Origin of the sequence: Enterococcus camelliae (assembly GCF_042685105.1) — a bacterium.
Lineage (GTDB): Bacteria > Bacillota > Bacilli > Lactobacillales > Enterococcaceae > Enterococcus_G > Enterococcus_G camelliae.
Genome location: NZ_JBHUMO010000039.1, coordinates 69,812 through 82,568, shown reverse-complemented (window position 1 = coordinate 82,568; position 12,757 = coordinate 69,812). Strand labels below are relative to the sequence as shown.

12 protein-coding genes are annotated in these 12,757 nt (G+C 38.3%); 2 read left to right on the top strand and 10 right to left on the bottom strand.

Going from position 1 to position 12,757, the window contains the following annotated elements; genetic code table 11:
- Window positions 1-88: 88 nt before the first annotated feature.
- From ACFSR0_RS06010 to ACFSR0_RS05970, 9 genes are all read right to left on the bottom strand, one after another.
- The gene (locus tag ACFSR0_RS06010; RefSeq protein ID WP_379980877.1) at window positions 89-1,093 is read right to left on the bottom strand and encodes a lipoate--protein ligase; all 1,005 of its coding nucleotides are present in this window, start codon (window positions 1,091-1,093) and stop codon (window positions 89-91) included.
- Window positions 1,094-1,105: 12 nt separating this feature from the next.
- On the bottom strand, window positions 1,106-1,846 hold the full coding sequence (locus tag ACFSR0_RS06005; protein WP_379980875.1) for an MBL fold metallo-hydrolase: 741 nt from the start codon (window positions 1,844-1,846) through the stop codon (window positions 1,106-1,108).
- Window positions 1,847-1,979: 133 nt separating this feature from the next.
- Window positions 1,980-3,257: a D-alanyl-lipoteichoic acid biosynthesis protein DltD gene (gene dltD / locus ACFSR0_RS06000; RefSeq protein WP_379980873.1), complete on the bottom strand. Its 1,278-nt coding sequence runs from the start codon at window positions 3,255-3,257 to the stop codon at window positions 1,980-1,982.
- Entirely contained in the window at window positions 3,254-3,490 is a 237-nt protein-coding gene (dltC, locus tag ACFSR0_RS05995; protein ID WP_379980871.1) for a D-alanine--poly(phosphoribitol) ligase subunit DltC, read from the bottom strand. The genes dltD and dltC overlap by 4 nt, the downstream gene beginning before the upstream one ends.
- Before the next feature lie 21 nt (window positions 3,491-3,511).
- Window positions 3,512-4,714, bottom strand: coding sequence for a D-alanyl-lipoteichoic acid biosynthesis protein DltB (gene dltB, locus ACFSR0_RS05990; protein ID WP_379980869.1), 1,203 nt, complete (start codon window positions 4,712-4,714; stop codon window positions 3,512-3,514).
- A complete protein-coding gene (gene dltA, locus ACFSR0_RS05985; RefSeq protein ID WP_379980867.1) occupies window positions 4,711-6,216 on the bottom strand; it encodes a D-alanine--poly(phosphoribitol) ligase subunit DltA in 1,506 nt (501 codons plus the stop codon). The genes dltB and dltA overlap by 4 nt, the downstream gene beginning before the upstream one ends.
- Window positions 6,217-6,230: 14 nt before the next feature.
- Entirely contained in the window at window positions 6,231-6,380 is a 150-nt protein-coding gene (locus tag ACFSR0_RS05980; RefSeq protein WP_379980865.1) for a teichoic acid D-Ala incorporation-associated protein DltX, read from the bottom strand.
- Window positions 6,381-6,548: 168 nt separating this feature from the next.
- Entirely contained in the window at window positions 6,549-8,615 is a 2,067-nt protein-coding gene (locus ACFSR0_RS05975) for an FtsX-like permease family protein (protein ID WP_379980863.1), read from the bottom strand.
- Window positions 8,605-9,372, bottom strand: a complete 768-nt coding sequence (locus ACFSR0_RS05970) for an ABC transporter ATP-binding protein (RefSeq protein WP_379980861.1) — start codon at window positions 9,370-9,372, stop codon at window positions 8,605-8,607. The genes ACFSR0_RS05975 and ACFSR0_RS05970 overlap by 11 nt, the downstream gene beginning before the upstream one ends.
- Window positions 9,373-9,692: 320 nt before the next feature.
- Between ACFSR0_RS05970 and nrdD the strand changes: the two genes are divergently transcribed.
- Together nrdD and nrdG are read left to right on the top strand one after the other, a co-directional pair.
- Window positions 9,693-11,882 (top strand): anaerobic ribonucleoside-triphosphate reductase, encoded by a 2,190-nt coding sequence (gene nrdD / locus ACFSR0_RS05965; RefSeq protein WP_379980859.1) that lies wholly within the window; start codon window positions 9,693-9,695, stop codon window positions 11,880-11,882.
- Window positions 11,883-11,902: 20 nt separating this feature from the next.
- The gene (gene nrdG / locus ACFSR0_RS05960) at window positions 11,903-12,499 is read left to right on the top strand and encodes an anaerobic ribonucleoside-triphosphate reductase activating protein (RefSeq protein WP_379980857.1); all 597 of its coding nucleotides are present in this window, start codon (window positions 11,903-11,905) and stop codon (window positions 12,497-12,499) included.
- 124 nt (window positions 12,500-12,623) lie between these two features.
- On the opposite strand, the gene ACFSR0_RS05955 is transcribed toward nrdG, so the two are convergent.
- Window positions 12,624-12,757 (bottom strand): transposase (locus ACFSR0_RS05955; protein WP_379981049.1); only part of this gene is annotated, 134 nt, incomplete at its 5' end.

Sequence of the window (12,757 nt, the reverse complement as noted above, 5' to 3'; positions counted from 1 at the left end):
CAAAGAATAGAAAGCGCCCCTCAAAAGTTAGACTAACCAGCTAACTTTTGAGGGGCGCTTTAATAAACCAACCTTTGTTGCGTTAACGCTAATATATCAGTTCAAACAGATCTTCGTTTTCAATATTGCCAAAATATTTCTTGACATCAATTTGATCAACGACTTCTTTTAACGCTTCTTTTTCATATTTTGTCCCTACTAGCGCATCCTCTACATCTTTAATTTCACCTAAACCAAAGAAATCTCCATAAATTTTTGCTCCAGTAATTTTCCCTTCTTTGACATTCAATCGCACTTCGATTGAGCCTATTGGGAAACGTTTCCGCCGTTCAATATCAAATTCTGGCGATTTACCATAATTCCAGTCCCAATTGGCGTAATAGGTTTCCGAAATTTCTTTGATCTTCTTCCAATCCGCATCGGTTAATTCATACGTTTTTACTTGATCAACTGAATCCACTCCAAAAATCTTCAACAAAATTTCTTGCCGGAATTCTTTCGTAGTCATCTTTTGCTTTTCAGCAGGTAAAAAAGGTTTGATATTCGTTACACGTGAACGAATTGATTTGATTCCCTTGGATTCAATCTTATCTTTGCGAACTTTCAAGGCATTAACCACTTCATTGATATCACTATCAAACATAATGGTCCCATGAGCAAACATGCGTCCATTGGTTGCATACATGGCATTACCAGAAAATTTCATATCATCAATCACCAAATCATTTCGGCCTTTCAAACGAGCACCTTCAACACCCATTTCATTTAGAGCTTTCACTATTGGTTTCGTTAGTTTTTCAAAATCGCGGAAAGAATTGCCATCGTCAGGCATAATGAAACTAAAATTTAAGTTCCCAAAATCATGATATACCGCTCCACCACCGCTAAAACGACGAACAACGTGAATGCCCTTTTCATCCACATAGTCTTTGTTAATTTCTTCAATTGTATTTTGATTTCTTCCAATAATAATGGATGGTTCGTTAATATAGAACAATAAAATCGGTTCATCCGTTTTCATTTCTTGTAACAAAAAGGTTTCAATTGCTAAGTTTAAACGTGGATCGGTCAATTCATTTGGTACAAAAATCATGTTCTCTTCCTCCTAAATTTTATATGTTTGGCTTATTTTTGCTAGACCAACAGGAATTTCCATGCCTGCTGCTCGTTGGGCTTGTTGCACCAAAAGCGCCAAGTCACCAACTTGTGGGAGATGTGTGAGTATCAACTGTTTTGCCTTAGCCTGTTTGGCAAGTTGACCTGCTTCTTTTGATGTTAAATGGGCAGGATGGTGCTCTTGCCCCTCAAAAAGATAGGTATCTGCTAATAATAAATCAGCTGATGAAGCGAATTCATGGAGTTCTTCCAAATAACCAGAATCTCCCGTAAAAACGAAAACTTTCCCAGTCTTCTTTTCCAAAAAGCGCATAGCATAACAAATAACTGGGTGGACAGTACGCAAAAAGGTAACTGAAAACGGTCCGAGATCCAGTGGTTGTTCTTGAAGATAGTCAATCCCCTTTGAAACGTTTGGCATTGTCAGCTCATTGAAATGCATCGCATCTTGACCATGACCATAGATTGGCAAAATTGGCTGTTTTTTATTACCTGGAAACAATTGCCAATAGTATTGCAAGACCCCTAAATCAGCAATATGATCAAAATGATAATGGCTCAAAATAACTGCATCCAATGCTAGTGGATCCAACTGTTTTTCTAATTGAACAAGTGTGGTACTCCCTGCATCAATTAATAAGTGAAAGTCATCGGCCTCTAGTAAATAGCTGGTTGTTCCTTGACCTTGATACGGATAAGCGCCTAAACATCCTAAGACAGTTAATTTCATCTTTTTCACACCCCTTTATAAATATGCTACCACAATTCTTTAAAAAGAAAATGGGGTTCCGCTTTTTTTCACAAAAAAACCTCTTCCTTGCTCACTCAAGTGGTTTGAGCAAGCAAGAAAAAGAGGAATTGACTTATTTTGTTTGATTTGCTGAAAGAGTAGCTGGATTTTTTTCTTGCCATTGTGGCGAAAAATAGCTATCCGAAAGTTGATAGTCTGGTTTTTGTGCCGTAGTTGTCGTTAAGAACGGTTTGATGTACCGATCTGCTGACAACCATCCTAACCAACCCAAGTGAATCGTATCAGACATAAAGTACGGGACATCCGCGTCCTTCGTAAAATCCGCGATATGGGTAAAGCCTTGCTGTCTTAACTGATAGTTGATTTTTTTACTAAACCCTTGAAGCATTTGTAAGGATAAGCCGGTATATTCACTCCATTTTTTATTTACAGGAGGAATAATAAACAATGGCTCAGCTTTTTCTTTAGCAAGTTGATTCAGTACCAATTGAAAATCTGAATATTCAGGTGAATATTGATAATCAAAGTGAATTTGCGATGCTTTTAATGAAGCTACTTTCTTCTTTAAACGCTTTGAAAAAAATTGATTGTCAATATCAAATGGATTATTCGTTGTATGTTGCTTACCATTTTCAATCGCTAACTGGGTCAAAGCATCATTGCTGTAAGTACTTGGCAATTCGGCCGTGGCTTTCTGGATTTGCTGATTTTTGCTAATGATATCCAACGGGCTGAATAGTTCATCTTCACGATTCAGCATTCGATAAGAAATAGAGGCCCAATTCTTTTGTTGCTCCGTCGGTAGTTCACCATTAGCAACACGTTTTAGCATTGAGAAAAGATTTTTTCTTCGCCATACCTTTTCATAGGTTGTTAACCGTGAAGCAAAATATTGGTCTGCTGGCTCAATTTTCTTCAAGGAAAGTAACCATTGATAGGTTTGAATTTCCGAAAAATAGGCATCAAAATACTGCTTGTTCACGCCATCTTTGACAAACCATTGTGGTGATATAATAAAGACCACTTTTTTGTTTGCTAACTCGCTACCGAGCGAACGAATCATCATATACTGCGTCAAAGATTGAGTACCAGGCGCCCCCAGTAAGAAAGGTGTATAACCTCGTTGGTATTTTTTTGCTAAGACAGACGGATGAAAGGCATCAATTCTGCTTAATTCTGAAGAACCGAAAAAAGGCACATACTCACCAGAAGCAATCGCCCCATTTTTAATCGCATTGCCACGGATAACATTGGCGGACATAGAACTAGATGCCTTTGACCAGAGCTTTTCGTTTTTATCCGTAAAATGAATCGGCGACAAAAAAATGGCTAGAACCATTAACAAAGCCAACGCAATGGGACCAAAAATGGTAAAAAGACGATGTTTCATGCGTTTTTAAATACTTCCGCTTGTTGAATAATTTTACGTGGAGTTGCCCACGCTTCACGGTCAAATTCTGAAACAGGGACTTGAATACCAAGTTGGCCTTCTAATTCAACTAACAGTTGAACACTTCCAAGCGAGTCTAATAATCCTTCACCAAATAAATCTAAATCCAAATTGTTGCGTACTTCGTCTGTACCGGTTAGTTCTTCTAAAATTGTTAATACGGTTTCTTCCATTTTATTCATCTTCCTCTGTTTTTATTTTAAGAAAAATAGTGTATTTAAAAATCCTGAAAATAGTAAAAAGCTAAAGCAAACGCCGTGGAAGGTTCCCACAACAGCCAATGCGTGTGTAAACTTATTAGATGGCAATTCTTTATGACGTTTTTTGAAACGAATCCAGGCATCATTCAGACAAATCCAAGTTGCGTGATAAATACCGTAAACAATGTAATACCACGTTAAGCCGTGCCAAATTCCCATCAAAAGGAACAGTGTAAAATACCCAACATTTGAGGCAACAATGCGACTCTTGAATACTTTTTTCTTCATCAATGCAAACATCAAACGCATATAGACATAATCGCGGAACCAAAAGGACAGCGACATATGCCATCGATTCCAAAATTCCTTGATATTAGGAGAAACAAAAGGTTTGTTGAAATTTATAGGCACGTCATACCCCATAAAATTACTTGTTGCGATAGCAAACAAACTATACCCCGCAAAATCAAAGAAAAGATACATACTGTAAACATACATATAGCCAACCAGGGCCCATGAAATGCCCCCATTAAGAATGGATTCTTTGGCCACGATTGGCAACAAAACACTCCCAAAAAAGTACCCTAGAACGAACTTATACAATAATCCTAAGAAAAGGCGATGCACGCCCTTTTCCACGAAATTAAGGTATGCTTCACGAGTAGATGTTTGGTTGGCTTCTTTTTCAAAGCGACGATATCGATCAATCGGACCAGAAGAAATGGTCGGGAAAAAGAGCAAGAAACGAATGTAATGCAACCAATGGTATTCTTTGATCATCCCATCGCGCATTTCCATAATCATTTGCACCGAGCGAAAGGTAAGATACGATATTCCTAAAAAGCCCAATAAGGAAGGTTGCCCATCTCTAAAGAAAGGACTTACCTTCGAAATCCCTAGCGGCAGCAGTGCCAAAATAACAAACAGATAGAAAACGCTGGTCTGATTTTTCTTTGATCGAAGGGTAAAATAAAGGCCGACAACCAAACATTGCCAGAATACATAGACAATTAAGGCAACTCCTTGGTGCCAATAATCGCCAGCAAAACTAATCCAAAGAAACAAAACTGTTACAAACGCTTCATACCATCGCATTCGTTTACCAAAATACAGTCCTACAGCTAAAGGAAAAAGGGCAAGCAGCAAATAAACAAAATACAATGGTTCAGCATAGGGAATCATATGTGGAAAAGTCATGATGGATTCACCTCTTGCATCAGTCGTTTACGATCAATTTTCCCATTAACTGTTCGTGGCAATTGCTCAGGGAAAAGAAATTTTTGAGGAATCATATAATCCATGACTGTTTCTGCAAGCTCTTGGCGAATGGCCTTTGCTAATTCATATTCTTTTTCAAATGGATTCTGAGTTACCACAACAAAAGCTACCAATTGTTGGACTTTATGTTGTTTGTATTTTGGCACCACAATTGCTTGTTTGATATAGGAAATAGTCATTAAATGATGTTCAATGTCTTCCAATTCAATTCGATACCCATGCAGTTTTACTTGGAAATCCATGCGCCCTTCATAACACAAAAGACCATCAGCCATTAATTTCCCGGCATCCCCCGTTCGATAAGCAGGTTGGCCGTTCAAGGGAAAGAAGGCCGCTTCGGTTTTCGCTGGATTATTCAAGTACCCTTTGGATATGCTAGGACCTGATAGAACAATTTCGCCAATCTCCCCTGGTGCAAGGAGTTGATTGTCAGCCATGATGGACACCGTTGTATCTTTTTTTACATAACCAATCGGAATTCGATCAACCTTTTGTAACAACTCAGAAGTCACTTGAATTTGGGATACCGCGACCGTCGCCTCAGTTGGTCCATAGGTATTGTAAATAAGTGCTTGTGGAAACCGTTGTAACAATTTTTGAGCAGTTTCTTTTGTTAATTCTTCCCCACAAAATAGAAAAAGACGTAAATTTGGTAACTCTTTCTCTGAAAAACTAGGTTCCATTAAACAAATATCCATAAATGAGGGTGTTGATACCCAAACATTCATTGGTAAGGTCGGCAACAACGTGAAAAGTGCCTTAAAATCATCCACTATTTCTTTTTCAATCGGAACCAGAGCGCCTCCTGAAAGTAGCGCTGGGTAAACGCTCATCACAGATAAGTCAAAAGAAAAAGGAGCTTGGGATAAAAAGCAATCCCCTTCACGAATAGACAATTCCTTTAGCGACCAATGAACAAAAGACCATAAGTTTCGTTGACTAATTTGAACACCCTTTGGAATACCCGTTGTGCCCGAAGTAAAAATAATATAAACCGTTTCATCTAACGTCAGTCCATCGAGGATAGCCGCTTCCTGTTTCAGATGACTCGTTTTGATTTGATTGAATGCTACCACCGGACAAGGTACTTCAACCGCAGGATGGCGGTTTACACATAAGAAAAGTGTTGGTTTTGCAACGTCTAGAATCAAAGCGATTCGCTCTTCTGGCGTATTGGTTTCAATTGGTATATACGGATGACCCGATTTCATCGCTGCCAAAAAAGCAACAAGCATTTCAAATTCCTGACCCCCATAAACAACAATTGGCTCTCTATTTGACAAGGTCGTTAAAAAATAGTGTGCCAGTTGATCAGACTGTTCTTTTAGTTCTCGATAAGTATGTTGCTCTGCTCCAAAATAGACCACAGTATCCGGTTGGTTCATCGCAATTTTATCAATCTCTTCATATAACAACTTCATTGTTACTCACCTCACTAAAACTCATTGTAAATGAAGGTACCGCCTTGAATATTGCGATAATGATAAAGATAAATCAAGAGCATTAAAACGAGAAAATAAAAAAGCGTTCGTCCAGTGAATTGGACCCAGTTTTTTGACCAAAGTTTGCTTATCTTCTCTTTCATCTTCTTCCCTCCATTTCAACTCTAGCCTTATTTTAGCCTCCTATTTTGCTTTCTAACATTGATTTAGGTGTCATTTTCAAAAAGAAAACTAACACTTTTGTTATATGAAAAAAACGTCACTCCTAGGAGTGGCGCTTTTCAAGGATGATTGAAAAAGAAGCAACTTTTTTATTCTTCAATAATGCGAATGGAAATCACTGAAGAAAGTAAGTAGAACAAGCTGAAGATGAAAATAGCAATCAAACCAAATAGATAAACGAGCCAATAACTAGCACTTGGAAATAATTGAACAACAGTATAAACGGCCACGGAGCCATGTGTTGTTGCTAAAAGAATGACTGGGAAAAAAATTCCCGCATTGGATAGATAAATCGCTCGTCGAATCTCCTTTTCGGGCATACCTAAATCTTTTAACAAGTGAAACGTCTGCTTCTCGTCTTCAGCTCGGCTAAACTGTCGTACAATTAGCGCGGAAGCCGTACTAACCAAAATAATGCCTCCGACAAAAACCGCAACAAAGATGAACAAGCCCCCTTCTCTTCTTGCCAAACGCATACTCGGGTAGCGATTGGTACTACTTAAGCGTAGAGACTCTCCACTATAATGATCGTAAGTATTCTCATCAGACGCTTTTAACTTTTCTTTTTGCACAGTACCTGTGAGCTTTTGTTTTTTATACTCCACGTTGAAATAGATAGGGTCCACCCAATCTTCTTTTATCTGCTTATCGTAAATGGTTTGAAATTTTGCTTGATTTAAGCCAGTTGCATCCATGTAAACAAGTTGATGCATATAACCCGGTATTTGTTGAAAAACGGCATCAGTTACCACCAATATATTTTCACTGTAACGCAACAAATTGTTGCCAAAATAGTCTCCGTAGACAGCTTTCATCGTAAGAGATTTTCCTTGAAATAGCTCGATAGTCGGATCGTATGTAGACAATCTGCGGCTAATTAAGAAATCTTGATTAAAAAAAACAGTCTCTTGATCTGATGATAGTTGGATGTGAGGTGCACCCGGAAGCAGTTTGCGCATTTGTTGGTATTCAGATAAAGAAACCAAATTAACTAAATCCGATTGACCTACAAATTTACGATCAACAAGCGCCAGTTTTTGTTTTAAATAAACACCAGTTAATTTGAAATTCACTTTTTTCTCAGCGGTTATTTTCCCATTCTCTTGCTTAACTAACTGTTTTATGGCTGTTTTTTTTTGCGGAGTTACTTGGAACATCGTCGGGTTTTCCATCGCATTCAAACGATAACTAAGCGCAAATAAACCGGAAGCTGCTCCAATAAATAATACTGCAAATCCAATAATGACGGTAATAAAAGAAAGAATTCGCCAGCTTTTATGAATATGAAATCGAATATCTCCTAAAATAAATCCATAAAGTGCGCGATACTCAATCGTTTCACGCTTACTAAAAAAATCAATGATTTTTGGTAAGGTATAGGCATACACGAAAAACGTTCCTACAATGCATAATGAAAAAATAAGCAAGGGCAACCAAAAAATTGCACTAAAATCATCTGTTTGCTCGATGTAGCGGTCGAGAATATCTAGAAAATGGATGGACAAATAATAACCAACACTAATAAAAATGACCCCTAAACAGGCAAGCATATTGCGACTAAAGCTCCAATAAGTTGAAGAATACGTCCATTCTGCATTAGGCTGAAGTAGCTGAGTCAATGTTTTTCCACGCAAAAGCCAGATATTTTGAAGAAAAGTAATCAATAGCGCAAAAACAAAGACAAGCAATGTATTGCGAACCGATGCCCATGAAATAAAAAAAACACTTGCCAAATTCAAACCCATGGCTTTAATTAAAATCATGGTAAACAATTTTGAAAAGAGTAAGCCTGTAATAATTCCAGTCACTAAAGAGAAGATATTTAATAGAATGGTTTCTAATAAAAACATCTGGACAATTTGCATTTTCTTCATACCAAATAATTGATAAATGCCAAGTTCTTTTTTTCTTTGTTGGAAGAAGAAATGATTGGCGCTCATCATAAAGGCCAGCACAACGGTTGCGACGACGATATTGCCAACTCTTAATACCCCAGCTAATTGAACATCTTGTTTAACACTACGAATAATTGGTTGATCATATGTCATCGCACCAAATGAATAGAAAATAGTCACGGCAATCAAGATTGAAACAAAATAGACAAAATAGGTCCGCATTTGCTTAGAAAAGCTTCGCAACAAAAGCTTAGTGAGCATTCATTCTTCCTCCCCCACCAATCGTTGCTTGCATATCGATTACTTGGTCAAAAAACTCTTTGCGGGAGCCGCGTTTGACAACTTCTGAAAAGAAGACCCCATCTTTGATAAATAATATTCGATTGCAATAACTAGCTGTAAATGGATCATGGGTAACCATCAAAATGGTAGTATCTTCTTGATGATTCACTTCTGTTAAATAACGTAATAATTCTGTGGCTGCCTTCGAATCAAGGGCTCCGGTTGGCTCATCGGCAAAAACAACATTCGGGCGTTTAATAATCGCTCTTGCAGCTGTCACCCGTTGTTTTTGGCCGTTTGATAGCTCATTGGGATAACGAGCTAATAAATGCGCAAGGCCCAAGAGATGGCTAATTTCTTCAAGTCGCTGATTCATTTCCTTCACGGGTGTTCGATCAATGGCCAACGGTAGTAAAATATTATCTTTAACCGATAAAGTATCCAGTAAATTATAATCTTGGAAAATAAAGCCAATCTGTTTTCTGCGAAAATCACTGCGTTCTTTATCCGTCATCTTTGTGGTTTCTTGGCCGGCAATCGTAATTGAACCTAATGTCGGGGCATCAATCGTTGCCAATAAATTCATAAGTGTTGTTTTCCCAGCGCCACTTGGTCCCATAATTCCCACAAACTCTCCTTTTTCAACGCTGAACGATAAGTTGTCGAGGACCTTTGTACGATTAAACCGAGTCCCATATGATTTTGATAAATAGCGAACATTCATCATTGTTGGCATGATTCTTGTCCTCCTTTTTTTGTATTTCTATTGTACTATATCTTATCAATAGACGATACATTTCCTCACACCCCGCCACTTATCTTTACCATTTTACAATATCTATTCTGCTATCACTAAGCATCTTTTGCCCTTCTCTCTTTTCCATCAGGTTAGGTTTTACGCATTTATTCACATGAACATTGATTTATAACTCAAAGAAAATAATTCCTTTTACACACTATATATAGTATGTCAACAAAAAAATAATTCAATATCTTGTTGTATTCGCATTGTTATTGTTTTATGATAGATGAGAAGAAAAAAGGAGTTGAGCAAAAATGATGGTCCTTAAAAGAAAAGATGAACAAGATTCCATCGTTCATAATCACTTAAAAAAAATGAGCGTTGTCAAGCGTGATGGACGCTTTGTTGCCTTTGATGATCAAAAAATTTATGATGCTTTACTGAAAGCCAAAAAGCAAGTCGATGGTCCGTTAGGGGTCGCTGATCACCAATTGATTTTGCAGATTGTCAACCAAATTAATCAAGAAATTGCTGATCGATTCAAAAAAAATGTCAAAATCTATGAAATTCAAAATATCGTAGAACACATTTTGCTCCAGAATCATCTCTATAACCTAGCAGAACACTATATCCATTATCGTTCTCAAAGAGATCTGCAACGTGAACAAGCCTTAGATATTAATGTCACCATCGATAAATTACGAAATCGGGAACAGACTGTCGTCAATGAAAATGCAAATAAAGATAGCAATGTCTTCAATACCCAACGTGATTTAACTGCTGGGATTGTGGGCAAATCAATTGGCTTAAAGATGCTGCCTCCTCATGTAGCCAATGCCCACCAAAAAGGGGACATTCATTATCATGATTTGGATTACCATCCATACGCTCCGATGACGAATTGTTGTTTGATTGATTTTCACAGCATGCTGAACGAAGGATTCAAAATGGGAAATGCAGAAGTTGAGTCACCAAAATCCATTCAAACCGCAACTGCCCAAATTTCTCAAATTATTGCCAATGTTGCTTCTAGTCAATATGGAGGCTGTTCAGCCGATCGAATTGATGAACTATTGGCTCCTTTTGCGCAATTAAACTATCAAAAGCACTTAGCAGACGCGCAGGAATGGATTGATGGAGAAGCAAAACAAAAAGCCTTTGCGAAGAAGAAAACCCAAAAAGATATTCTCGATGCGATGCAAAGTCTCGAATATGAAATCAATACCCTCTTCACTTCGAATGGTCAAACTCCTTTTACCTCTTTGGGCTTTGGCTTAGGTCTAAGTTGGTTTGAACGAGAAATTCAAAAAGCAATTTTACAAATTCGAATAAACGGATTAGGTAGTGAGCACCGCACCGCCATTTTTCCAAAATTAATTTTCACCTTAAAAAATGGGGTCAACTTGCATCCGGCCGATCCAAATTACGATATCAAACAACTTGCTTTAGAATGCGCTACGAAGAGAATGTATCCAGATGTGCTAAATTACGACAAGATTGTTGAGCTGACTGGCAGTTTCAAAGTACCTATGGGCTGTCGTTCGTTTCTTCAAGGGTGGAAAGATGAAGCTGGCCAGGAAGTCAATGTTGGCCGGATGAATTTGGGTGTTGTCACCATCAACCTCCCTCGAATTGCGCTAGAAGCTCATGGAGATCAGGAACGATTTTGGGAGTTGTTTGAGGAACGAATGAGCATTGTCAAAGATGCTTTAGTGTATCGCGTGGAACGTTGCAAGGAAGCTACACCCGCCAATGCCCCTATTCTCTATATGTATGGTGCATTTGGAAAACGACTGCAAAAAGAACAAGCCGTTGACGAACTCTTCCGTCATCGGAGAGCAACTGTTTCTTTGGGCTACATTGGACTTTATGAAACAGCGACCGCTTTTTATGGTGGTCAATGGGAACATACTCCGAGTGCCAAAGAGTTTACCTTAGCAATTGTGAAATCTTTAAAAGAGCATGCGGATGCTTGGTCTGACGAATACGATTACCATTTCAGCGTGTATTCGACCCCAAGTGAAAGTTTGACTGATCGCTTTTGCCGCTTAGATACAGAAAAGTTTGGTTTGGTCAAAGATATTACAGATAAAGAATATTATACCAACAGCTTCCACTATGATGTACGGAAAAACCCAACACCGTTTGAAAAAATTGCCTTTGAAATGGATTACCCTAAATATTGTTCTGGCGGCTTCATTCATTATTGTGAATACCCCGTTTTGCAACAAAATCCTAAGGCTCTTGAGGCAGTTTGGGACTATGCCTATTCAAAAGTGGGTTACCTTGGAACCAACACTCCTATTGATCATTGCTATGAATGTGGTTTTGAGGGTGACTTCAACCCAACCGAGCGCGGATTTGAATGCCCACAATGTGGCAATCATGATCCAAAAAGTTGTGATGTTGTCAAACGAACGTGTGGCTATTTAGGAAACCCACAAGCCCGTCCGATGGTCCATGGCCGTCATAAAGAAATTTCTTCTAGAGTCAAAAATATGTAGAGTAAAAAGGAGTGCGAACAATGCGAAATCCCAAACCAAAAGAATGGCTTTCTAGCGAATATAGTCAACAATATATCGCCGATTACAAACCATTTAACTTTGTTGATGGTGAAGGTGTTCGCAATAGCTTATATGTCAGTGGTTGTCTCTTTGCATGTGAGGGGTGCTTTAATAAAGCTGTTCAAAATTTCCACTATGGTCAACCCTTTAATGAGGCGTTATTGGAAACCATTTTAACTGATTTGAACCATGATTATGTGCAAGGGCTCACACTTTTAGGTGGCGAACCATTTTTAAATACCGCGGTTTGCTTAACAGTCGTTCGAGCTGTTCGTGATACCTTCGGACAGAAAAAAGATATCTGGTCTTGGAGTGGGTATACCTTTGAAGAACTATTGCTCGAATCGCAAGACAAACTTGATTTATTGGCTGAATTAGATGTTTTGGTTGATGGCCGCTTTGAACTTGCCAAGCGAGATTTATCCCTTCAATTTCGTGGCAGTAGCAACCAACGAATTCTCGACGTTCCTCAGTCACTTGAACAGAAAAAAGCCGTCATTTGGTCAAAGTGTATGGATGCCAACAAACTTGATGAAACCAGCGTACATCAAGACTAAAATTCTTATAAATTAACAAAAAAAGAAGCAATTAATCAGCACAAATGAGGGCTCTTTGTCAATTGCTGTTGTTTTGCTCAAATCGTATGTTAGGAAATGCTTCGGCATTTCCTTTTTTGCGTTATTAAATGATTTCACAGATGTTCTGTTGAATCAGGACACGCATCCGAAGATGACGAAAAGTCCGAAATCCAAAAGCAATTCTTTTGATTACTTTGATGAGGTTATTCTTTCCCTCCAATTTTCCGTTTGAATAGG

Excerpts from the sequence above, each read along its gene's own strand:
- dltC (WP_379980871.1), bottom strand. The coding sequence starts at position 3,490 with ATGGAAGAAACCGTATTAACAATTTTAGAAGAACTAACCGGTACAGAC.
- dltD (WP_379980873.1), bottom strand. The coding sequence starts at position 3,257 with ATGAAACATCGTCTTTTTACCATTTTTGGTCCCATTGCGTTGGCTTTG.
- ACFSR0_RS06005 (WP_379980875.1), bottom strand. The coding sequence starts at position 1,846 with ATGAAATTAACTGTCTTAGGATGTTTAGGCGCTTATCCGTATCAAGGT.
- ACFSR0_RS06010 (WP_379980877.1), bottom strand. The coding sequence starts at position 1,093 with ATGATTTTTGTACCAAATGAATTGACCGATCCACGTTTAAACTTAGCA.
- dltB (WP_379980869.1), bottom strand. The coding sequence starts at position 4,714 with ATGACTTTTCCACATATGATTCCCTATGCTGAACCATTGTATTTTGTT.
- nrdG (WP_379980857.1), top strand. The coding sequence starts at position 11,903 with ATGCGAAATCCCAAACCAAAAGAATGGCTTTCTAGCGAATATAGTCAA.
- nrdD (WP_379980859.1), top strand. The coding sequence starts at position 9,693 with ATGATGGTCCTTAAAAGAAAAGATGAACAAGATTCCATCGTTCATAAT.
- ACFSR0_RS05980 (WP_379980865.1), bottom strand. The coding sequence starts at position 6,380 with ATGAAAGAGAAGATAAGCAAACTTTGGTCAAAAAACTGGGTCCAATTC.
- ACFSR0_RS05970 (WP_379980861.1), bottom strand. The coding sequence starts at position 9,372 with ATGCCAACAATGATGAATGTTCGCTATTTATCAAAATCATATGGGACT.
- dltA (WP_379980867.1), bottom strand. The coding sequence starts at position 6,216 with ATGAAGTTGTTATATGAAGAGATTGATAAAATTGCGATGAACCAACCG.
- ACFSR0_RS05975 (WP_379980863.1), bottom strand. The coding sequence starts at position 8,615 with ATGCTCACTAAGCTTTTGTTGCGAAGCTTTTCTAAGCAAATGCGGACC.